The sequence below is a fragment of the Methylomonas sp. Kb3 genome (genome assembly GCF_002834115.1).
GTDB classification, from domain to species: Bacteria; Pseudomonadota; Gammaproteobacteria; order Methylococcales; family Methylomonadaceae; genus Methylomonas; species Methylomonas defluvii.
In genome coordinates this window covers 164,243-187,424 of sequence record NZ_PIZT01000010.1, presented here as the reverse complement: position 1 = coordinate 187,424, position 23,182 = coordinate 164,243, and the positions used below count along the sequence as shown (strand labels likewise).

At 48.9% G+C, this 23,182-nt stretch carries 16 protein-coding genes; 8 read left to right on the top strand and 8 right to left on the bottom strand.

Going from position 1 to position 23,182, the window contains the following annotated elements; translation table 11 throughout:
• Window positions 1-77: 77 nt before the first annotated feature.
• The 3 genes from CWO84_RS08120 to CWO84_RS08110 are packed head-to-tail and all read right to left on the bottom strand — an operon-like array spanning window position 78 to window position 2,299.
• Window positions 78-806, bottom strand: coding sequence for a DUF3581 domain-containing protein (locus CWO84_RS08120; protein WP_033156316.1), 729 nt, complete (start codon window positions 804-806; stop codon window positions 78-80).
• Between the two features lie 15 nt (window positions 807-821).
• Window positions 822-1,145, bottom strand: a complete 324-nt coding sequence (locus CWO84_RS08115) for a rhodanese-like domain-containing protein (protein WP_033156317.1) — start codon at window positions 1,143-1,145, stop codon at window positions 822-824.
• Window positions 1,136-2,299, bottom strand: coding sequence for a pyridoxal phosphate-dependent aminotransferase (locus tag CWO84_RS08110; protein WP_033156318.1), 1,164 nt, complete (start codon window positions 2,297-2,299; stop codon window positions 1,136-1,138). The genes CWO84_RS08115 and CWO84_RS08110 overlap by 10 nt, the downstream gene beginning before the upstream one ends.
• A 110-nt stretch (window positions 2,300-2,409) precedes the next feature.
• Between CWO84_RS08110 and dksA the strand changes: the two genes are divergently transcribed.
• From dksA to CWO84_RS08090, 4 genes are read left to right on the top strand one after another with little or no spacing between them, the layout of a single operon-like run.
• Window positions 2,410-2,841 (top strand): RNA polymerase-binding protein DksA, encoded by a 432-nt coding sequence (gene dksA / locus CWO84_RS08105; protein WP_033156319.1) that lies wholly within the window; start codon window positions 2,410-2,412, stop codon window positions 2,839-2,841.
• Complete coding sequence (gene gluQRS / locus CWO84_RS08100; protein ID WP_174843471.1) at window positions 2,832-3,737, top strand: tRNA glutamyl-Q(34) synthetase GluQRS; 906 nt, start codon at window positions 2,832-2,834, stop codon at window positions 3,735-3,737. The genes dksA and gluQRS overlap by 10 nt, the downstream gene beginning before the upstream one ends.
• 26 nt (window positions 3,738-3,763) lie before the next feature.
• The gene (gene acs, locus CWO84_RS08095) at window positions 3,764-5,704 is read left to right on the top strand and encodes an acetate--CoA ligase (protein WP_033156321.1); all 1,941 of its coding nucleotides are present in this window, start codon (window positions 3,764-3,766) and stop codon (window positions 5,702-5,704) included.
• Window position 5,705: 1 nt separating this feature from the next.
• A complete protein-coding gene (locus CWO84_RS08090; protein ID WP_201799034.1) occupies window positions 5,706-6,596 on the top strand; it encodes a DMT family transporter in 891 nt (296 codons plus the stop codon).
• Between the two features lie 25 nt (window positions 6,597-6,621).
• Here the strand turns inward: CWO84_RS08090 and CWO84_RS24890 are convergent, their stop codons facing one another.
• The gene (locus CWO84_RS24890) at window positions 6,622-6,909 is read right to left on the bottom strand and encodes a hypothetical protein (protein ID WP_033156322.1); all 288 of its coding nucleotides are present in this window, start codon (window positions 6,907-6,909) and stop codon (window positions 6,622-6,624) included.
• 358 nt (window positions 6,910-7,267) lie between these two features.
• Between CWO84_RS24890 and CWO84_RS08080 the strand changes: the two genes are divergently transcribed.
• Together CWO84_RS08080 and CWO84_RS08075 are read left to right on the top strand one after the other, a co-directional pair.
• The gene (locus tag CWO84_RS08080) at window positions 7,268-8,791 is read left to right on the top strand and encodes a DUF4301 family protein (RefSeq protein ID WP_101052280.1); all 1,524 of its coding nucleotides are present in this window, start codon (window positions 7,268-7,270) and stop codon (window positions 8,789-8,791) included.
• A 333-nt stretch (window positions 8,792-9,124) separates the two neighbouring features.
• On the top strand, window positions 9,125-10,444 hold the full coding sequence (locus CWO84_RS08075; protein WP_033156323.1) for a TolC family outer membrane protein: 1,320 nt from the start codon (window positions 9,125-9,127) through the stop codon (window positions 10,442-10,444).
• Window positions 10,445-10,917: 473 nt separating this feature from the next.
• Here the strand turns inward: CWO84_RS08075 and CWO84_RS24340 are convergent, their stop codons facing one another.
• Window positions 10,918-11,085 (bottom strand): hypothetical protein, encoded by a 168-nt coding sequence (locus CWO84_RS24340; RefSeq protein ID WP_205800357.1) that lies wholly within the window; start codon window positions 11,083-11,085, stop codon window positions 10,918-10,920.
• Window positions 11,086-11,543: 458 nt separating this feature from the next.
• Between CWO84_RS24340 and CWO84_RS08065 the strand changes: the two genes are divergently transcribed.
• A complete protein-coding gene (locus tag CWO84_RS08065; RefSeq protein WP_033156455.1) occupies window positions 11,544-12,491 on the top strand; it encodes a reverse transcriptase domain-containing protein in 948 nt (315 codons plus the stop codon).
• A gap of 2 nt (window positions 12,492-12,493) precedes the next feature.
• Entirely contained in the window at window positions 12,494-13,867 is a 1,374-nt protein-coding gene (locus tag CWO84_RS08060; RefSeq protein ID WP_033156324.1) for an AAA family ATPase, read from the top strand.
• A 181-nt stretch (window positions 13,868-14,048) separates the two neighbouring features.
• Here the strand turns inward: CWO84_RS08060 and recD are convergent, their stop codons facing one another.
• Genes recD through recC form a run of 3 tightly spaced genes read right to left on the bottom strand, consistent with a single transcriptional unit; the run spans window position 14,049 to window position 23,178 of the window.
• Entirely contained in the window at window positions 14,049-16,022 is a 1,974-nt protein-coding gene (gene recD, locus CWO84_RS08055; protein WP_033156325.1) for an exodeoxyribonuclease V subunit alpha, read from the bottom strand.
• Window positions 16,019-19,690 (bottom strand): exodeoxyribonuclease V subunit beta, encoded by a 3,672-nt coding sequence (recB, locus tag CWO84_RS08050; protein WP_101052278.1) that lies wholly within the window; start codon window positions 19,688-19,690, stop codon window positions 16,019-16,021. Before recB ends, recD begins: the two co-directional genes overlap by 4 nt.
• Window positions 19,687-23,178 (bottom strand): exodeoxyribonuclease V subunit gamma, encoded by a 3,492-nt coding sequence (gene recC / locus CWO84_RS08045; RefSeq protein WP_101052277.1) that lies wholly within the window; start codon window positions 23,176-23,178, stop codon window positions 19,687-19,689. Before recC ends, recB begins: the two co-directional genes overlap by 4 nt.
• Window positions 23,179-23,182 lie beyond the last annotated feature (4 nt).

Below are 23,182 nucleotides of genomic sequence, written 5' to 3'. Positions count from 1 at the left end.
GTTCTGCGCGCTCCGGTTGGAAAACTCGAAACTCAAACAAATTGCCAGCCCATGCATGCGAACGGCAGAATATCTGATTACGCGGTGGCTTCCGCAAGATTACCTAAATAGCCATGTTTTCTAGCCAGATACTCGTCTACAAAGGCTTGCATCGGTTCGGCTTCATATTCGCGTAAACCGCTGACCGCTAGCTTCTTGAATCCGGAACCAACCACTTCGTCACCGCATTTAATTTGGAAATAAAGATACGCAGTGGCGCGCTTGCCGTTGACTTCCATTTTCGGTTCCAGCATTTCCAGACGCGGTTCGTGAAAGTCCATCCGGTTTAAGCTCAAGGTCATGCTTTCATAGATCACCAAAGGCCGGTCTATATTGAACATGACTTGCTCTTTGGCCAATAAAGGTACCAGCACATAAGGAAAGTTCTGCCCGGAAAACGCCACGTAGTCACGAATTAACGCTTCGATTAAAGCCGGATCGCGGATCACATCGCCGGAGCGCTCGATCTGCAAATAAGTCTTGCCTTGGTTGTCCGTAACATCGATTTTTTCGGCGTCGTCATCTGGAAAATTCAACAACACACCATGACCGACCATTCCGGAAAAAATGAAGTGCATGTTTTGGCTAAGGCCGTATTTGTCCAAAACCAGCGAGAATAATAAATCGCCCGGCACGCAAAAACGTTTTGCGTCTTCGTCGTGCAAGGGGTTGAAGTCATGGGCGACTTCCTTGGCAAACATGCTGGCCTGCGCGGCGCTAATAGCCACACTGCCATCCTGAATGGCATAGTATTCTTTTAGGAACATAGCTTTATTTATTGTTTAGTAACGTGGAACAGACGGATCGCAAATCACGGACCAGGCGTCGATGCCGCCCTTCAAGTTGAACAATCTTTGTAGCCCGGAATGCTGCAAAAAATGGCAGGCTTGCTGGCTGCGCATACCGTGATGACAAATCACCACCACGTCTCGGTCAGCCGGCACTTCGTCGAAGCGCGCGGGTATTTGTTGCAGAGGTATTAACACGCTACCGGCTATCTTGGCATAGGCAAATTCGTGGGGCTCCCTGACGTCCAGTAAAAATACCGACGGATCGTCTTGCAAATGTTGTTTTAGCTGCTCTGGCGTGTATTGGTTTATGGGCATATGAATCTTTCCAGTCTTAGAAGCGCGGCGGCCATTCTATCGATTGAGGCGGTATATGCAAATCGAATGTGTTGGTTAGCCAGATACTGACCAAAGTCTTTGCCTGGCGTTACCGCCACTCCTTCCTGTTCGAGCAGCTGCTTGGCAAACTCAAAACTATCGTCGGTAAACGCACTGCAATCCGCGTAAATATAAAAGGCCCCTTGTGGTTTGCAGGCAATTTTAAAACCCAGCCGTAACAGGTTGTCGTAAAGAAAATCCCGGCGTTTCTCAAACTCGTCACGACGGCGATGCAATTCCGCCATATTTTCAGCGCTGAAACAGGCCAAAGCCGCGTATTGTGAATGGGTAGGTGTGGAGATAAAAATGTTTTGCGCCAGTTTTTCCACCGCATCGATAAAATCTTCCGGCACAATCAACCAACCGATACGCCAGCCGGTCATGCCAAAGAACTTGGAAAAGCTGTTGATGATAAATACGTCATCGCTGAACGCCAAAGCGCTGCTGACGGTTTCGCCGTAAACCAAGCCGTGGTAAATCTCGTCCGAGTAAAAACAGCCCCCTAAAGCATGCGTCTGCTGAATCGCAGCGCGCAGCGCATCGTTACCGATGACGGTGCCGGTAGGATTGGAAGGCGAAGCGACTAATACGCCTTTGCTGGCTGGCTGCCAGTGCTGTCGAATCAATTCGGCGTTGAGTTGATAAGCTGTTTCGGCGCCAACATTCACGAACTGAGTCTTACCGTCGAACAATTGCACGAAATTATCGTTACAGGGATAACACGGATCGGCCATCAAGATTTGTTCGCCCGGATTTAAACTAATCCCAAACGCCAGCAAAAACGCGCCGGACGCGCCGGGGGTAATGAAAACCCGTTTCGGATCCAGATTTACTCCATATTGCGCTTGGTAATAATCGGCGATGCTTTGACGCAATTCCGGCAATCCGGCTGCAGCGGTGTACTTGACTTCCCTACCCTGCATAAACGCATTTCCAGCGGCTAATATTGCCGGTGGTGTTTCGAAATCCGGCTCGCCGATTTCCATGTGAATAATATCCCGGCCTTCTTGTTCCAGTTGCTTGGCGCGCTGTAATAATTCCATCACATAAAATGAGCTGATGCCGCGCATTCGCTCGGCGACGTGGTGTTTCATGTCCAAATTCCGTTAGTAGAAAGCACCTTCATAATAACAAACTTCTTGCTTGGCCCCGGCTATTCTGTTAAAAAGCCCCGATTTTTTTATAGACCGCCAGGAGTCATTGGATGAACAATACTAACCCTGCCGCATCGGAATTTACTTTTAAGCCTTATGAGGAAAAAGAAGGCGAAGAGTACATGAACGAGGCGCAGTTGAGCCATTTTTCCGCCATTTTAAACAAATGGAAATCCGAGTTAATGATGGAAGTGGATCGCACCGTCCACCACATGCAGGACGAAGCGGCCAACTTCCCGGATCCCAACGACCGGGCCACGCAGGAATCAGAATTCAGCCTGGAGCTGCGCACCCGCGACCGCGAACGTAAGCTGATCAAGAAGATCGACGAATCATTGAAGGAAATTGAGTCTGGAAACTACGGCTATTGCGAAACCTGCGGTATCGAGATTGGTATTCGCCGTCTGGAAGCCCGTCCAACTGCTACCCTGTGCATCGATTGCAAGACACTCGATGAAATCAGGGAAAAACAATTGGGTTAACTCTGCCCACGGCAACATCTTATATCGGCCGGTTTGCGCCCTCGCCTACCGGCCCACTTCACCTCGGTTCTCTATACACCGCACTTGCCAGCTATCTGGATGCCCGTCAGCATAAAGGGCTATGGCTGTTACGCATCGACGATCTCGATACGCCGCGCAATATGCCAGGCGCCAGCGAAGAGATCCTAAATTGCCTGCAAAGTTTTGGATTGCATTGGGACGGCGATGTGGATTACCAAAGCCAGCATCTCGACCAATACGAACAAGCCATTGCTGAATTGCAAAACCGGCACGTGCTTTATCCTTGCACATGTAGTCGCAGCTTATTGGCGAATTCGACTTTGATTTATCCGGGCTATTGCCGCAAAAACCCGCAATCGACTAATGCACCCCATGCGCTACGGGTAAAAACGGCCGAAATTTCAATGCGCTTTGTTGATGACTTACAGGGGGAAATCAGCCAAAACCTGGCAGGCGAGCACGGCGATTTTATCGTCAAGCGTAAGGACGGCATCATTGCTTACCAATTAGCTTGTGTTGTTGACGACCACCGGCAAAAGGTCAATCGGGTGGTGAGAGGTTACGATTTATTGGATTCTACCCCTAAACAGCTGTATTTACAGCATTTTCTAGGTTACCCGACGCCGCAATACATGCATATTCCGCTGATTGTCGACCAAGAAGGCCATAAGCTGAGTAAGCAAACCCGAGCGCAAGCCGTCAATCCCAATCAAGCCGGACCAACCTTGTTTCTGCTGCTAACCTTACTCAAGCAAAATCCACCACCCGATTTGCGGCTGGCCGCAATCGACAGTATCCTGGAATGGGCCATCGAACACTGGCAAGCCGAGCGTTTGACGAGCACCCAAGCCGTTTCTGCCTTACAACACAGTTAATAACGTTCAAAGAAGGAGGTTACGTTATGTCAGACCAAAAAATTTATCCGGTTAATCCGCAGATTGCCGCCAACGCGCATATCGACTGTGCCGAGTACCAGCGTCTATATCAGCAGTCGATAAACGAACCGGAAACTTTTTGGGCTGAACAGGCCGCCGAATTTTTGGACTGGCATCAGCCTTGGCAGCAGGTACTGCAATACGACTACCCCAAGGGCGAAATACAGTGGTTTCTGGGTGGCGAGCTCAATGTCACCGTCAACTGCCTGGACAGACACCTGGAAAAACGCGGCGACCAAGTAGCGATCATTTGGGAAGGCGACGATCCGGCGCATGATCGTCAACTGACCTACCGCGAATTACACACCCAAGTTTGCCAATTCGCCAACGTCCTGAAAGCCCATGGCGTACAAAAGGGCGACAGAGTCTGTATCTATCTGCCAATGATCGCGGAAGCTGCCGTGGTGATTTTGGCCTGCGCGCGCATCGGCGCGGTGCATTCCATCGTCTTCGGCGGTTTTTCGGCCGATGCCTTACGTGATCGCGTCATCGACGCCGATTGCCGGGTCTTGATCTGCGCCGACGAGAGCTTTCGCGGCGGCAAAATTGTGCATTCTAAATTGAATGTCGATAAAGCCGCCAAGCAATGCCCCAACTTGAATACAGTGATAGTGATCAAGCATACCGGCCATGACATCCCCTGGACCACAGGCCGCGACATTGATTATCGCGAAGCGATGCAATCCGCATCGACCGATTGCGAACCGGTGATGATGGACGCCGAAGATCCGTTATTTATCCTGTATACCTCTGGTTCCACCGGCCAACCGAAGGGTGTGCTGCACACCACCGGCGGTTATTTGCTGTATGCGGCCATGACCCATAAATACGTGTTCGATTACCAGGAAGGCGATGTTTACTGGTGCACGGCCGACATTGGTTGGATCACCGGCCATTCCTACGTGCTTTACGGCCCATTATGCAATGGCGCCACCAGCTTGATGTTTGAGGGGGTGCCGACTTACCCGCATCCCGACCGCTTCTGGCAAGTCATCGACAAACATCAGGTCAATATTTTTTACACTGCGCCAACGGCCATTAGAGCGCTGATGGCCCAGGGCGACGATTTTGTCACCCGCACCAACCGCAGTTCGCTCCGCATCCTCGGCAGTGTTGGCGAACCGATCAATCCGGAAGCCTGGGAATGGTATTACCAAGTAGTCGGCAATAAACGCTGCCCATTGGTGGATACCTGGTGGCAAACCGAAACCGGCGGCATTCTCATCACCCCCTTACCGGGCGCGATACCGTTAAAACCCGGCTCAGCCACATTGCCGTTTTTCGGCGTAAAGCCGGCGATACTCGATCCGGATGGCAATATCCTGGAAGGCGAAGCGGAAGGCGTGCTGGTGTTGACCTATCCCTGGCCAGGACAAGCGCGCACTGTTTATGGTGACCATGCGCGCTTCATCGACACTTATTTCGCCAAGTTCCCCGGCTATTATTTCGCCGGTGACGGTGCCCGCCGCGACAAAGACGGCTATTACTGGATTACCGGCCGCATCGATGACGTGCTGAACGTCTGCGGCCACCGCTTGGGCACAGCAGAGATCGAAAGCGCGTTAGTATTACACGACTTGGTAGCCGAGGCTGCGGTGGTCGGCTTCCCGCATCCGATCAAAGGCCAGGGCATTTATGCGTATGTGACTTTAAACGTGGGTATCGAGGGCAACAGCAGCCTGAAAGGCGAGTTGAAAGACTTGGTACGCGAGGAAATCAGCGCTATCGCCCTACCCGATCTGATTCAATGGGCACCCGGCCTACCCAAGACCCGTTCCGGCAAAATCATGCGCCGCATCTTGCGCAAAATCGCCGCCAATGAATTTCACGATCTTGGTGATACCTCAACCTTGGCCGATCCTTCGGTCGTTGAGCAATTGATCGCCAACCGTCTGAAATTGCCTTAAGGTGAAAACACGGCTGGCTTTAGCCTATTTCGGTGTCATTCTGGTCTGGACTACCACACCGCTGGCAATCAAATGGAGCAGCATCGGCGTCAGCTTCGTCTTCGGGGCGATGGCAAGAATGAGCACCGGACTGGCTTGCCTGCTGCTGTTATTGTTGCTTTTGCGCCGGCGTTTGCCGCTCAACCGCCCTGCTTTGATCACTTATCTGGCAGTGGCGATACAGCTTTACGGCAGCATGCTGATTACCTATTGGTCCGCTCAATTCGTGCCATCCGGCTGGATCTCGGTAATTTTCGGATTAAGCCCGTTCATGACCGCTTTCATGGCGGCGACATATTTGCAGGAACGCAGCCTGGGTTGGGGCAAGTTATTCGCTTATTGTTTGGGTATGGGTGGGCTGGTGGTCATGTTCAGCTCGGCACTGGAATTGGATGAACTCGCTCTGCAAGGCCTGATCGGCGTGCTGGTGGCTACCTTCATCCACGCGGCTAGCGCGGTGTGGGTCAAGCAGATTGACGCACGTCTACCGGCTTTACAATTGGTTACGGGCGGATTGTTAATCGCGGTGCCCTTGTATTTCGGCACCTGGTATTGGTTGGATGGCGGCTTATTGCCGGAAAATATTCCACAGCAAACCCTGTATTCCATTGCTTATCTTGGCGTGATTGCCACCACCCTGGGTTTTGCTTTGTATTATTTTGTGTTGGCCAACATGCAAGCCACCAATGTGGCGATGATGAATCTGATGACCCCGGTAATGTCCCTGGTGCTGGGTTATAGCGTCAACCAGGAACCGTTGACGATAAAAACCATGGCCGGCACCGCACTGATTATGTGCGCACTATTGATTTACGAAATCGTCAATCGCCGACAACAACGGAATGGCGGGTAATCGCCATTCTGTTGTTGTCGGCGAACTAAATTTTGCTAACGCGCTGCTGCATGTACGCGGCAAATTTTGATTTAATTTCCGGGTGCAGCAAACCGTATTCAACATTAGCCAACAAGAAACCGAATTTTGATCCGTAATCGTAGCGATTACCTGCAAATTCGTAAGACAGCACTTGCTCGTCTTTCATCAACTCGGCAATCGCATCGGTCAATTGAATTTCGCCGCCTGTGCAACGGCCGGTATTTTCGATTTTTTCAAAAATCGCCGGGGTCAGAATATAACGACCAACAACAGTGATGTTAGACGGCGCCACTTCATTTTGTTTAGCTCCAAAGCTGATGCATTGTTACCATATGATTATAATAAAGAGTTATGCCGAACGGTAACTCATACGGGAATCAATCGGGTATCAGTGTTTTCTAACCTGGGGACGATTTTGGTAAAGGCTACGGAGTCGGATACCACAACCACAATCCCCACTATGGACAGATCAATGCCCTGCTTCAGCGGAAAAGAGGATTTCTTTGATCATGGCGGTTATCTGCAGCATTGGCTTGCCGCTATTTTCTCATCTGATGATTTGTTCGAGGCACCCAAATGTAGCTGTACTTTTGTCCTATAATTAACTGCGCAGATAAATATTACAAAACTTTCAACATCAAAATTACAATATGATGCTATCAAATAACGATTTACAGCAAATTAGCGAAAAATGTATTTCAGAATCACAAATTGTTTATCAGCTTAAAAGTTTTGAAACGGGTTTCCCGTTTTTGAAAATTATTAATGCTGCATCACCAGAGCAGGGTATTACCATTGCTTCGGATGCACAAATTAATGAGTTGTTGGAAATATGGGATGCTTATTTAAAAACCGATGCTTCAATACTCAAATTTGTTCCTGCATCGGGTGCGGCCAGTCGTATGTTTAAAGATTTATATGAGTTTTTGGATGCCGATTATGCCGAACCAACAAAACCTGCTGAAATTAAATTTATTACCGAAATTAAAAACTTCGCTTTTTACGATGCTTTGAACGAATGTTGTTTGAAAAATAATAATAAAAGTATTGATGATTTGATCGAAAATGGAGAGACGAAAGCCATTGTGTCTAATTTATTAACCAGTAATGGCTTGAATTATGGTGCATTGCCTAAAGGCTTACTTTTATTTCACTCATATAACAACGAAAAACGTACTTCGCTACAGGAGCATTTGGTGGAAGGTGCATTGTATGCTTCTAATGCATCGAATGAAGTAAATATTCATTTCACAGTTTCAGCTGAACACCGGAAACTGTTTGAAAAACATGTAAATGATACGCTTCCTGAATACGAAAATGTACTGGGTAAAAAACTCAACATCAGTTTCTCAGAACAAAAGCCATCGACTGACACTATAGCTGTCGACGAACAAAATCAACCATTTCGCGAAAATGGAAAATTAGTTTTTCGTCCCGGAGGACATGGCGCTCTTATTGAAAATCTGAACGATTTGAATGCAGATGTGATTTTTATTAAGAATATTGATAATGTGGTTCCTGATTCGCTCAAAAGCCAAACAGTTAAATATAAGAAAGCTATTGCAGGTTTATTGATTAAACTTCAACAAAAAGCGTTTGAAAATCTTCAATTATTGGATAAAGAGAATATTTCTATTTCAAGCTTACATGAAATTGCTCTGTTTTGCGAAAAGGAACTTAATAATATTCACCCTGAAATTAACAAATTGAATGAAAGTGAATTAAAACAGTATCTAAAGTCAAAACTAAATCGTCCGATCAGGGTTTGTGGCATGGTTAAAAATACCGGAGAGCCTGGTGGCGGTCCTTTTCTTACTGTAAATGCAGATGGAACAGTGTCCACTCAAATTCTCGAAAGTTCGCAAATTGATTTATCAAATCCTGCTGAAAAAGCTAAAATGATGAATTCAACGCATTTTAATCCTGTTGATTTAGTATGTGGAGTGAAAAACTATAAAGGCGAAAAATTCAATCTTTTACAATACGTTGATAACCAAACCGGATTTATTTCATCGAAATCGAAGGGTGGTAAAGAATTGAAAGCTTTAGAGTTGCCCGGACTTTGGAATGGAGCCATGAGCGATTGGAATACAATTTTTGTTGAAGTTCCTATCGAAACATTTAATCCGGTAAAAACAGTGAACGATTTGCTTCGTCCTGAACATCAAAAATAAGATAATTTGTTTTAAATTAAAATTATTGAATCATATTTATTCAAAAGGTTTATCACATTTTTTGTAATGAGCTTTGTTATCTGCATACTTATTTTCTCGATGCAGTTTCTTTGGAAACATGGCGAATTTAAAAGTGATGTGCGCGATCTTTCTTTAACCTGCAGTTGCTATTTTCTACTCCGTATAGGTTAGGATGATCAGTTCCTTAAGGTTTTACTTTGACGAACGGGTGATGTGTGCCTAACCTTATGGCAAAATTAAATAAGCACTGTAAGGTCTTTATTTTAGGCGATAATGTAAGTTTATTCCCAACTCTCAGCACGAGATATAGCAATGATAAGACTGTTATGCACCTTTTTGGTAGCATTGATACCGGTAAAACTGGCTTTTAGTCAGGATTTGCTGGAAACCTATCAGCTAGCGAAAGCCAATGACCCGGAGTTTAAAAGCTCGGATATCAATAAGCTTGCTACCGCCGAGATCAAGTCGCAAAGCATCGCGCAGATGTTGCCGAATCTTTCCTTCAGCGCCAACAGCAGCCGCAATCGCCTGGAAAGTACCAGCTTTTTGGGAACCACATTGCAGCATTACTGGGACAGCAAATTGGGTATTAATTTGAAACAACCGGTGTTTCATTGGGACCATTGGGTGCAGCTCGATCAAGCCGATAACAAAATTGCTCAGGCGGAAGCGCAATTCCAGGCCAAACAACAAAGCCTGATCCGCAGAACCGCCGAAGCGTACTTCAATATATTGGCCGCGCAAGATAATCTGGAATTCGCCAACTCGGAAAAAAAAGCCATCGAAAAACAATTGGAACAGGCCAAACAGCGGTTCGATGTCGGCATCATCGCCATCACTGATGTTTACGAAGCCCAAGCCGGTTATGACAGAGCCCTGGCCAGCGAGATCGAAGCACAAAACCTTTTGGATAACAGCAAGGAAGCCTTGCGGGAAATCATAGGCGAGAACGCCGCCGATCTGAACAGCTTACAGCCGCAAATTCCGCTTAGCCCCCCAGCACCCGAGGACTTGGCGTCCTGGTCGAATACGGCGGAAAACAATAATTTCTCTATCGTCGCCCAAATTAATCAAGCCGAATACGTCCGCAAAAACATCGAATTACAACAATCCAAACATCTGCCCACCCTCGACATCGTCGCCCAATACAGCGAAATGGACACCGGCAACCGCTACGGTTTACGCGGCGACAATGAAAGTTTCGGATTGCAACTCAACCTGCCTTTGTACGAAGGCGGTGGCACCTCTTCCCGCAGCCGCCAAGCGGCCTACGAGTACGAAGCCGCCAAGGAAGATTTGACTAAAGTAAAACGCAGCATCAATCGCGGCGTCAAAGACGCATTTCGCGGCGTGGTGTCCAGCATCAGCAGAGTCAAAGCACTCGATGCGACCAGCAAATCCGCCGAAATGGCCATGGAAGCTGCCGAAGCCGGTTTTGAAGTGGGCACCCGCACCATGGTGGACGTGCTCACCGAACAGCGCAATTTATACAAAGCCAAGAGCGATTACGCCAGAAGCCGCTACGACTATCTGATTAACGGCATCAAACTCAAGGAAGCGGCCGGCAGCCTGAATGAACAGGACCTGGAGCAAATCAATCAATTTTTGCAGGGAACGCTGAGTAAGAACTAGCCTACCAGTTGAGTGCTCAAGGCCGCTCATTAACATTACCGGTTTCGCCCCCCCCAATGCTGGCCGTTATTGGCACAACCATGTGCTTACCATGCAGGTTTCGGCTATAAGCGGTAAATGTCCAGCCGAAAGCAGGCTTAGGATTATTGAGTTTCCAAACCTTTGCTATTGCGGGAAATAAATCGGCTTTAACGTTTAGCGCATCCTCAACGGCTAAGGCCGCATGCAGCCAAGATCCGGCGGCAAGCAGCCCGCCGGAGCCTTAATCGATTCATGCAAGCCTCGGAATCATCCCGTCATCGCTTTTAGCCTTGCGCGCAAGCCTTTTAAGCTCTCGCACGAGACTTTTCGCTATCGTCGCAAGGCTTTTTGGGTTGCGCGCAATTCTAAAAGCCTTGCGGACTCACTTAAAAGCTTTGCGGGCAACACAAAATCATTTGTTCGCCGGGCACAACGCCTAGCGTGCAAGGCTATTAAGCTTGCGCACAAGCTATTTTGCTATCCTCGCAACGCTTTTGGGTTTGCCCGCAACCCACCAAGCCTTGCAGGCAAAGCAAATTGATTTGCTCGCCCGGCAAAATGCCTTGCGCGCAAGGCAGTTTGGTTTGCATGCAAGAGAATTTGGCTTTCGCGACTAGCAAAATGCGATTCTCGTTTGGCTCCAAGGCTTACTAACGGGGAACAGCTAACCGCCCTGCGGAAACTATGGCATCCGTTCGGGAATTGGATACAGTCGATCACATTATTTGTGGTGGGGTTTGACGGCCATCGGCCAAAAGCCGTCTGACGGAATAGAAGTGCCAATGACAAATGTCCAGCCCAAAGCAGCCGTAGGGTGTGGTGAGTTTACGAACCGCACCAATCGCGAACGATGCGCTTCACACCGTGAAGCACACCCTAAGGCACTGAAAGCAAAAATTTAAATTGTTTTGTCTTTTAAATTTAAAAACGATATACTCAGAACCATGCTAGTGACTAGGAGTATCTCCAGTCATAAATACTAGCCTCTACCTGCGTTTAGCCTAATTTATCTTGCCCGAACTCTTTCAGAGACGGGCAAGTTGAAATTTGAGGAACAATGCCTTTTGGTATAGTTCAAATGAAAAAAACATCTATTTCCCTCCGAGAAGCTTTCGATTCTACCTTTCATCAGAAATTTAATTTTGATGACTTCTTAAGTTTGAATATTTCTCAAGAATACAAGCAACTTTCAAACGAAAAAGTCAATCCGTCTCTAAAATTAAAAAAATATCTGCGTTTTTTGAATAGTTTTGTCTTTGACTATGCCAAAATAAATGAAAACGTCGTTCATTCTTACAGACACGAAAAAAGCACTTACACGGCTGTAGTTCCGCACTGCCATAGCAAGTTTTTTTTTCAAACAGATATAAAAGATTTTTTTCATAAAATTTCAAAGCAAGATGTCGAAAAAATAGTAGACACTGCTTTAGATAAAGCTCCAATATACGACATTAATCGATATAAGTCCGAGTTATTAAATATAACAACGATCGACGATGTTTTGCCTGTTGGCTTTCCAACCTCTCCAAATATTAGCAATAGTTTTTTATCATCTTTTGATGATACTCTTGAAGGGTATTGCATAAAAAACAATATAATTTATACCAGATATTCCGATGATGTTATTTTATCATCAGAATACAAGAATTCTTTAATTAATATTCAAGATGTAATCTCTAATTATCTTAAAGAAATTTATGATGGAAGAATAGAAATAAACACATATAAAACCAAGCACACTCACAAAGGAAGTAAAATTAAAATACTCGGGATGGTTGTTTTGCCATCCGGAAAAATTTCAGTTGATATTAAGTTTAAGCAGCATCTTGAGATATTATTTCATTTTTATATCAACGATAAAAACAAGTTTGCCGATTATTTAAAAAATCATTACCAAGGCGACTTTAGCAAGATTTCTGGCCAACTAAATCATATCAATACAATTGACAAGTCGTATTTAGATAAACTGAGAAAGAAATACGGTAATTTCATTGTTGATAGTTTTCATCATCAATCTATTGATTAACAATGGGAAATGAGTTCATTTGTATACTGTTTGATGTTCAACACATAAAGGAATTGTTTTTTCGCATTGAATTATCAAACAAATTAATGTGCATTGTTGGAAAAAATAGCACAGGAAAAACAACATTAATTCGTGCCATAAAAAATCTAACTTCTACAAATACGTTTGCAAAGACAGCATCTCCCTATATCTTTAAAGATACCAGCAGCATTCGTTATGTAATTGATGGCGAATCATATGATTTTCAGTACAACCCAAAGCTTCAGGTTATTGATACTAAGGCAATTATAAGCGAAAAAATAAAACGGAATATTTACGCAGAACTACCTATTCCTCACGGAGAAAGGTTTAATCATTTTCAAAAATTATCTGAAATAGATGGAGAACTGAGAAAAGGCATATCATTAAAAGAATACTCCACACCTGGTGAATTAATTGAATTTCTTTCAAAAATATATAACTCTGATAGATTCAAAAACTTAAAAGAGATAAAAATAAAGGGAAGATTATACTATTTTTTTCTAAAGGCAGACGGCTTTTACATTAGAGAGGATTATCTAAGCTCTGGTGAGCACTTCATTATCAACTTGTATAGAATTATCAAGCGAAATTGCAAGTTGATTGTCATTGATGAAATTGATATATCATTAGATGCTTCGGCACAAGTTAATCTAATTTCTGAATTAAGATGCTTTTGTGAGCAAGATAAAGTTAATATTGTTTTTACTACGCACTCGCTAGCATTGATGAAAACATTGAAAGACTCTGAGCTTTTTTATATGGAAAACAATAATGCCGAGGTTTCCCTAAAAGAAGTGCCTTACAATTATATAAGAAGTGAGCTTTTTTGTTTCCATGGACGATGGGATAAATATATTCTAGTGGAGGATAAGGTGTTAGAGCAGTATCTTTCTCACTTAATTAGCCAGCTAGAAGTAGCACCATTTTTTACCTATAAAATAATTTATATTGGCGGCGCTAGCAATGTTATTGATTTAATGAAGCGCAATGAAACGGCTAGCTTTTTTTCATCCCCAGAAAATGTAATTACCATCCTTGATGGTGATAAAAAGGAAGAATGTAAAAACAATAAAAATGTTTTTTTTATTCCATTTGATAGTGTTGAAAAACAATTCTCAAAGCATTATAGACAAACTGAAAGAGATGGCTTGCCAAAAATTACCGAAACATATCAAGGCACAAAAGAGAAAGAAAGAATAAAAAGGCTATACGAAGATTTTACACATCAAAGTTATCAACGTTCGGCAATTATGACAAATACTCAAATTTTTGATTTTATAAATGAAAGAAAACAAAATGAGTTTGAACAATTTAAAAAAGAATTGATTGGTTTTTTACAACGAAATCCCACTTAGACACCGTATTGCTATCAGTAAAGCGGTCGTAGAATCGAACACATTTAAGGTCTGTTTTGGGTCGGTTTCAACAATTCCCCATTTCCAAAAACCATCATTCGGCAGTGGCATAAGTCTCTCTGAATCCATGGCCCAAACTATTACCCCAAAAAAACCACCAACATAGGTTGTTGCTTTACCGCTATTTACGGCAAGTCAATATAGCTTTAGCAAACACCCCGTCACTGCTTTCCAGCAAGCTAAAATGCTCCTTGGCGCGGGTGATGCCGGTGTAAATTAATTCGCGGGTGAGCACCGGACTGATGTTTTCCGGCATGACCAAGGCCACGTGATTAAACTCAGAGCCTTGCGACTTATGCACGGTGATGGCGAAAGCGGTTTCCACGTCCGGCAGGCGCATTGGCGAGATCCAGCGTATTTTCAGATTGGCCGACGGCTCGTTACTGTTGTCGGCACTGGGAAATGCCACTTTAAGTTTGCCGTTACTGTCTCGCAGCGCAATGCCAATATCGCCGTTCATTAAGCCCAGGTTGTAGTCATTGCGGGTGATCATCACCGGCCGGCCTTCGTACCACAGCGCCTGCTTGGCTTTGGCAAACAACCATTCTTCAATGCGCTGATTTAGGCCTTCCACGCCCCACGGTCCTTTCCGCAATGCCGACAACACTTGAAACGCATCGAAGGCGGTCAACACTTGCATGGCCCATTCGTCGTACCGCTCCGCACTGTCCGGCCGGCCATTACTGATTTGCGCCAAATAATAGCCATAACCTCGGCGGGCTGCGTCCCCGCTATTAATCACCAGCTTTCTTAACAAACTACTGGCGGCGTCCGGGCTCGGGTGTTGCCGTAAGGCGATATATTCTGCATGTGGTTCGGGTAACAAATCCGGGTACTGTGCCGTGTCAGCTAAGATGGCCTGAGCCTGCAAAGCATCGCCCTGATTCACGGCTTTAGCCAGTTGGCCGATGCCGCTATGTGCATCGAAACGATGACTGTGCCGCAACATGACGGTTTGTTGATTGATGGCAGAACCGGGCGCTGCCGCAGGTTTGAGCGATTCGCTGGCATAAGCGCCAATCCAAGCTAGCGTTTCCGCATCATAAGCGGCGTGTTCGGCACCGCGACATAAATCTCCCATCACCGAACCGGCCTCGACGGATGCCAATTGATCCTTGTCGCCCAATAAGATCAATTGAGTGTTTGTCGGTAAGGCTTCCAACAGCGACGCCATCATTTCCAGATCTATCATCGACGCCTCATCGACAATCACGATGTCGGCGACGATAGGATGGTGGCGATTATGCAAAAAGCGCCGCGAATCATGCCGGCTGCCCAGTAAACGGTGCAAGGTGCTGGCCTTTCGGGGAATAGCTTGTTTGATATTGTCGTCGATAGCCAATTTGTCGAGTGCTTTAGCAATCGACTCGCTAACCCTGGCCGCCGCTTTCCCGGTCGGCGCCGCCAGTAAAATATTCAGATTTTTGGGTTTCTCGCTCTCCTGTTGCGCCAGTTCAATCAACAAGGCCAACAATTTGGTCAGGGTGGTGGTTTTCCCGGTACCCGGCCCGCCGGTGATAATGGCAAAGCGCGCCCGCAACGCCAAGATGCAAGCAATTTTTTGCCAATCCGGGCTTTCCAAGCTCGCGGGAAACAGCGTTTGCAAGCGTTCCGCCAAGGACGCCGGCAGCTGGTCCCGCACCGGTTGCAAGAGCTGCGCGACGCGGGATTGCAGTATTTGTTCATAGCGCCAGTAACGCCGCAAATACAGCCGATTGCCCGCTAAAACCAACGGTGTATCGCCTTCCCCTGATGACACGAGTCTTGATTGCGATAACGCCGCTTGCCAGACTTCAAGACTATACACTTTTAAGCGCGCCAACTCGGCCGCCGCCGTGTCCCGCTCAATGGCCCAAGCGTCATCGGCCGGGATAGCCAGCGTCATCCCCGGCTGCTCACAGAGTTTTGCCAAGTCCAAATACACTTCGCCTCTATCCAGCTGATGGCTGACCAAGGCCCCTGCCCATAGCATCGGGTCAGACGCCGCCGGATCGAGATCCAGCAAAAAACCGACGAAGGCCCGATTCAAATGACTCAACCAGCCTTTCGCTACCCAGTGTTGCATGCTGTCTATTACCGCCGCTTGCCGGATCATGATGATGCTCCAAACAAGGCATCCAAGCGCTCGATCAAGGCCCTGGGTGGTTTATCGAAAACACACCCTACCCTTGGCCCTTGCGCGCCTCTTAAAAACAAATACAGCCCCCCACCGATGTGCGTCTCGTAGTCGTAAACATTGCCCAGCCTGACTTTCAGCAAACGATGCAAGGCCAATAAATACAAGCTGCATTGCAGATCGTAACGTTTAGCTAACATCGCCGCAGTCAGGGCTTCCTGCGTATACGCCGCATCGTCGGCACCCAAACTGTTGAATTTATAATCGACCACGTAGTACTGCTGATCATGCACGAACACCAAGTCGATAAAACCTTTTAACAGCCCGTTTACTTGGCCGGGCAGTAAGCCCGGGCGGGCTTGTCCGCCGAAGGTGTGGCGGCTGACTAAGCGATCCAGTTCCTCAGTGTCCACGGTATCGGCGCCCAGCAGAAATTCCAGCTCGGCTTGATAGGCATTAGCTTCTAACGCAGCCAAACTAACATTGGCGTCCTCCAGCAAGGGCATGTTCAACCAGTGCGACAAGGCGGAACCGATGACGGCATGTTTGTTCTCCCATTCGCCTCCGACAAATCGTTTTTGAATCAATTCTTGTCTTAAGGCTGGATTTGCCGAGACGCTGGCAAAACCGCGTTGCGCGCACTCCTCCAGCAGATCGTGAATCAACACGCCGGGACCGGCGCCTCTGGGCAAAGCGTGGACACCGGACAATGGCTTACTGAGCGCAGCAGCAATTTCGGCTTCGTCGTTTTGCTTATCGTCGTGGGCGGTTTCAAACTCCGGCAAGGGCTGAAACGAATCTTCCGCAGGCGTCAGGCGATCCGCGATGTGCAAAGCGCTATAACTGGCTATCCACCAATTACTGGATATTTTGCCGAGCGGCACGCGCGCATCAAAGCCACCCCTTTCAACCAAGACCGGGCTATAGCGCGCGTCGTCAATTTCCGGTAAGGGCGTTATCGAAATCGCGCCACAGCTGCCTTTCAGTTCAATTAATTGCTCCGCTAAGGCGCTGATGGGCATTTTGGCCTGCCAGTTAAGCAAGGCGCCCATGGCCGATTTTTCCAACTGGCAATCCTTGGTACTGCCGGATTTGACCGGCGCAATACCCAACCAACAAGCATGCCGAGCTCGGGTCATTGCTACATACAGCAAACGCAAATCTTCCTGCAACCGCTCTTCGTCGCTGATGGCTTTAATGCGTTCTTGTTTATGCAAGTCGATTTGTAAATCTTGGTTTTCGTCGTGATAACGATAATAGGCATTGAAGCGGCCGCCGACTTCCCGAAAGCTGCAAATAAACGGCAAAAACACCAGCGGATATTCCAGGCCCTTGGATTTATGAATCGTGACGACTTTAATCAGATTGGCATCGCTCTCCAGCCTGATGATACCGTCATCGCCGGCTTGGCTACCGCCCGCCTCTATCGCCTCAGCCAAATACCTGATCAGGGCTTGCTCGCCTTCCAACTGCGTGCTGGCGCGTTGTAACAATTCGGCCAGATGCAGCAGATTGGTGATGGAGCGTTCGCCTTCATTGTCGTCAATCAGACGCGCGTGTAAGCCATAATCGTTAATCAATTGCCGCAGCGCGGGCAAAATGCCGTCCTGTTGCCAGCGTTGCTGATACGTCAGAAAGCGTTCCAAATGCAATTCCCAGCCGGGTTCGTCCAAGGCGAGTGCGTGCAGCGCCTGGTAAGACCAAGCGAAGGTCGCCGAACTTAAGGCCGCGCGCACCTTGCGCTCATTACGCGGCTCGGCCAGGGCATTTAACCAAAGCAACATGTCGACCGCTTCGCCGCTGGCAAAGATGGAATCGCGCTCCGACAGATAAACGCTACGCAAGCGGCGGCGCGCCAAAGCGTTGCGTATCGCCGTTGCTTCGGTGCCGCTGCGAACCAGAATAGCAATGTCTCCAGGCTGCAAGGCCTGCATGCCGGATGCCGATTTAAACCCGGCTTGCCCTGCATCGGCAGCATTGAGTAATTTGACAATCTGGCTGGCCGTCACCTCGGCCAGTGTTTCCCGATAAGCCGGCATACCAACCGCATCCTCGGTTTCCCAATGCCACAGGGTCAACGCCGGAGCGGCTTGCTTATCGATAAGCCATACCTCGTCGCGACCTTGGGCCTTGACCGGCAAAAAAGGTAAGGGATTGTCCTGTTCGGTTTTAAAGCGGAATGCGCCGCGCTCTTGCTTATCGGCTTGCAAAAACACCTGATTGACCGCGTCGACCAAAGCCTGGGTGGAACGGTAATTGGTACCTAAAGTGTAATGCCGGCCTTGGGTGTCGCGGTGAGCTTTAAGATAAGTGTAAATATCCGCGCCGCGGAACGAGTAGATAGCTTGTTTCGGATCACCTATCATCAAACACGCAAAATCAATTGCGGCCGGCGTAGCGTAAAGCGTGGAAAAAATCCGGTATTGCAGCGGGTCGGTATCCTGAAACTCGTCGATCAACGCAATCGGATACTGCTCGCGAATCACCTCAGCCAGCCTGTCGCCGTTGCGGCCTTGCAGGGCGTTATCCAGACGTATCAGCATGTCGTCGAAGGTCATCCTAGCGATGCGTTGCTTTTCAAAATCGTAACGCTGCCTAATCCAATGCACGGCGTGCTTGATCAGCTCGACTTTTAAACTCGGCAATGCCGCCAGTTGCTCGGGCAAGCGGCCAATCGCCGCAAAACCGGGATGGTCCGGCGGCGTTTGTCCGGGGTTGGCTAACTTAGCCATACCGGCCGGCGACAGATTCTCAAAGCCCTTGCCGATGTCCAGCATATCCTGCGCCGGGTCCAGGCTCCATGCCTCGATTTTGTCCAGCCAGTTGCGGCGGTTAGTGGCGTTGTAATTTTTTGCTGGCAGCACTTTGCTTTCGATAGCCGCCTCCAATAGGTCGCGCACTTCCGGCAGCCAGCTGAGCCAAGGCGCTTTTAAAGCCTGCAGCTCGGTGTGTCGAATAGACGCCACCGCAGCAACCAAGGCCTTGATGGGCTGACCGTCGGCCAAGCTAGACGGTATCGGCTCGGCGTTACCCAGCAGCGAACGTACCGCCAGCAGTAATTCGTCCGGATGCTTGAACAGCGCATACAGGCTAGCAAAATCGGCGTCGTTGGACATGTCGTAATAAAAACTGCGCCAATAGTCCCGCACCACCTCATTCAGCAATTCGGTATCGTTGGTGTTGACTTCCTGCCGGAACAAACTGCCGCTATCAAAAGCATGTTGTTGCAACATGCGGTTACACCAACTGTGGATGGTATAAACCGCCGCCTCGTCCATCCAGTTGGCCGCCAATTCCAAGCGGCGGGCGCAGGCCGGCCAGTCTTGTTCTATGTAACTGGCGCGGATGTCTTGCAAGAACGTATCCGTAGTTGCCAATTGCTGGCGAAAAAACCGCGCTGACTGGCTCAAGCGTTCGCGTATCCGTTCCCGAAGTTCCTTGGTGGCGGCCTCGGTGAAGGTCACCACCAAAATATCCGGCGGCAATAGATACCGGCTGGGTTCGACGCTATCAGGATGGTGTCCCAAAATCAAGCGCACATATAAGGCCGCGATGGTATAGGTCTTGCCGGTGCCGGCACTGGCTTCGATTAGCCGCGTACGCGACAACGGAAATGCGAGGGGGTTGAGTGGGATAGCAGTGGTCATACCGACGCCTCTCCTGCCGCTGGTAATTCGCGGATATGCGCCAGCATCGGCCGATACAAATTATCCGCGCAATAAGCAAAGCCCTTATCCGCGTCTAACTCAGTCAAACTGGCAAAGTTGGGAAAGAAGCGGGCCAGATAAGCGTCGTATTGCACTTCGCCGGCATTCCAGTCATCGCCGTCATATCTGGCTTGGGCTTTTTCCCGCGCAGTTTCCGGCGGGCCGGCAAGCCAGGAAAATGCGGTGCGGCACGCCACCGGCAACGGTGCTTGCATGCCGTCGTGATAAGCAGCAACCAATTCTTGCAACTGTTGGTAAGCTTGGTCTTGCTCAACAACCGGCATTTCCAGCACCGTGTCGGCACCGACAACTAAGGTGTTTACCGGCAAACTAGCGGCGCAAGCCGCCAGATGCTGTAACCACTGCAAAAATAAATTCGGATACTTGATGGATTTGTCCTTATTCAGCAGATTTTGCGCCGTCAAATGCAACAGACCGACTTGCTGGTTGTGCCGGCGCAGTTGACTGAGATCGCCAGTCAGTTGCACCGTCACGCCGTCTACCAATGCAAACGGCGCTAACTGCAACACGTGCGGTTCTAAAACCTCTGACCATACAGAAGCCAACTCGCGATAACGCTCCCAAGCCGCTGTAACCGGCTCGGCTAAGGCCGCGAAACTCGCCTGGGCAAATCCGCCCAAGGGCAATTGGCCTTTCTGCGTCATCACGGCCTGCTGCCTGCTTAGGTATTCTTCCAAGTCGTCCGGATGCTCTGTGGTTAAACCTTGCAGTAATTCATCGCTGAATAAATAGGCTTGCAGATTATCGACTCCAAACGGCTCGCAGTCTTCGCTGGTAACTGCCAGGCTATCAAACCCAAATTTCAGGGTTTGGTTACAAAAACTTTTCACCGGCGCGCGCAAAAACCGCGCAAGTGATTCCAGGCTCAAAGCGTAGGTTTTATCATCCGAGCTGGAGACGATTTGCCCGTTAAGCGGCTGAGCGGCGGCTGGTACAAACCATTCCCTCGCATAGGTAAATAGACTGGGATCGAGGTCTTTTTGCACATAGGCTGCGCTAAACGGTTGCAAGGGATGCGCGACGGTAATTCTCGCCAACAACGCGGGTTTATTGGCAAGCGCCCAACCCTGCGCCAGTACATCACGTAATTGACTGATCAGCACCGAAGGCGGCCGCTCGCTGTTATCGCGGATACTGCGCCCTACCCAGCTGATATACAGCTGTTCGCGCGCCGACAGCAACGCTTCCAGGAACAGGTATTGATCGTCTTGCCGGCGCGAGCGGTCGCCGGGGCGATATTGACCGCGCTGGCTCATCAAATCGAAACTGCGGGCCTGTTGATTGCGCGGATAATCGCCGTCGTTCATACCCAACAGGCAAATCAGCCGGAACGGAATGGCCCGCATCGGCATCAAGGTACAGAAATTCACCCGACCGCTGAGAAAGCGTTGATGTAAGGACGGTTCGTCGACGCCAGCCAGCCAGGCCTCGCGTACCACATGAATGGGCAGTAAATCCGCACTGTTTAAACCGGCTTGTTCGCAATACCTCGACCAATTGGCCAATGAACTTGTCAGGGTATCCAGGGTTTTTCGCTCGCGTTCGTCGCTTGCCTGAAAAAAGTCGCTCAGCAGCTCGGATAATATTTGCTGCCATCTACTTGGCGCATGTTCCTTCCTTAACAGCTCAGCGTATTTTTCCAACGTTTCCAACAGAAACGCCAGACCGCCCAGCCATTGCGCATCCAGGCCGCCTATTTCTTCGTAAGGCTGAATCTCATCGAACGGCGCACCGGCACCGACCGCATACCCCAACAACATGCGCCGCAGCCCGAACTGCCAGGTATTCGCTTGCAAGTTTGCGGGCATATTCACCCGTTCCGCGCGCTGCCGAGCATTCAAGCCCCAGCGGATGCCGGATTCTTCTATCCACTGATGCAGTTTGGGGATGGCGGCTTCGTCAATCTGAAACCTGGCCCGCAAGGCCGGCGCTTCCAGCAAGCCCAGAAATTCGCTAACCGCAAACCGCGACTCGGGTAAATTCAACAAAGCTTCCACGGCAAGCAATAGCGGATTTTGTCCGCGCTGTTGCTGGTCGGCCAGACTATAGGGAATATAACGCGGATCGTCGCTTTGAATTTGGCCGAATACCGCATGGATATGCGGCGCATAGGTATTGATGTCCGGCACCATCACAATGATATTGCGCGGATACAGAGGCTTGCCATTTTGTTGCGCACTCTCGAAGCACGCCAACAGTTGATCGTGCAGTATTTCGACTTCACGCTGCGGACTGTGGGCGATGTGAAACTGGATCGACTCGTCGGCGTTGGCCAGCAAAACAGGTTGCTCGGGCAAGGGCTCCATATCCAGTATCGACTGTTGCAGATGTTGCAGCAAACTTCGCTGCCCTGCTTCGCCGTAGTCCTTGAACATGTCGATTTTACTATCGGGCCAATGCCAGTTGGCGTAGGCTTGGGTTTCATCGAAATGATCCAGCAAACGAATATAATCCCGGCCCTGTTTGCCCCAGGCCGCCAATAAGGGCGGCGCCTGTACATGCAGTTCCGCATCGCTTAATGCCGCATTCATACCGGATTTATAAGCCTGGCGGCGGCGCTCGGCTTTCAGCAGTTCCTTGTCTTCGATGATGTCGGCCCAATAGTGCTGACACGGGTTATGCACAAACAACACGATCTGACAAAACCGGCCCAATTTAGCCAGCACTTCCAGCGATTGCTGCGGTAGGGAAGACAGACCGAATAACACGACGCGGCGCGGCAGGCCGGCAGGCCGGACAGTCAATGTGTCGATTTTAGCCATGAACTGGGCATGCACCGCTGCCCTACTGGCGAACGGCGAGGACTCTTCACCCAAATCTTCAAGCACGGCCCGCCACAAAGCGGCTTGCCAAAGTTGCGCGCTGGGTAGCGGTTTGCTTTCACCATGGCCGTTGCGCAACACATCCTGCCCCGCCGCCCAATCCGACACCCAATCGGAGCGATACACTTGATATTGGTCGAACAGATCCGCCAGTTGTTCGGCAAGTTGGTGTCGTTTGCGGCAATGGCTGTCGTCGGTCAAAAAACTGGCCAGCGTTTCGAAGCCGGGTTGTTGCAACAAGCCCGGCAACAGTCGATATAAGCGCCAGGTCAGTGGGTCTTTGGCTAAGGGTTGCTCGGTGGGAATCTGCTCGCCCAATACGGCCCGGTAAACACTCCAGATAAACAAGGACGGCAATTGCATCTTCTTCGCGGCGGCAATGCCCAGCGCGGAATTTTGCGCCAGACTTTGCTTCAACCAATGCCCCATGCCGTTGCTCTGCACCAGAAAAATCTCGTTTTCCAGGGGCTGTAACGGATGTTGTCTGAGCCAGTACTCGACTACATCGCGGAGTTCTTCCAGTTGATTGGAGTGGATCACGGCAATGCCGTTATCTAGGGTGTGGGCGTGACCTGCTGCGGGCATGTAG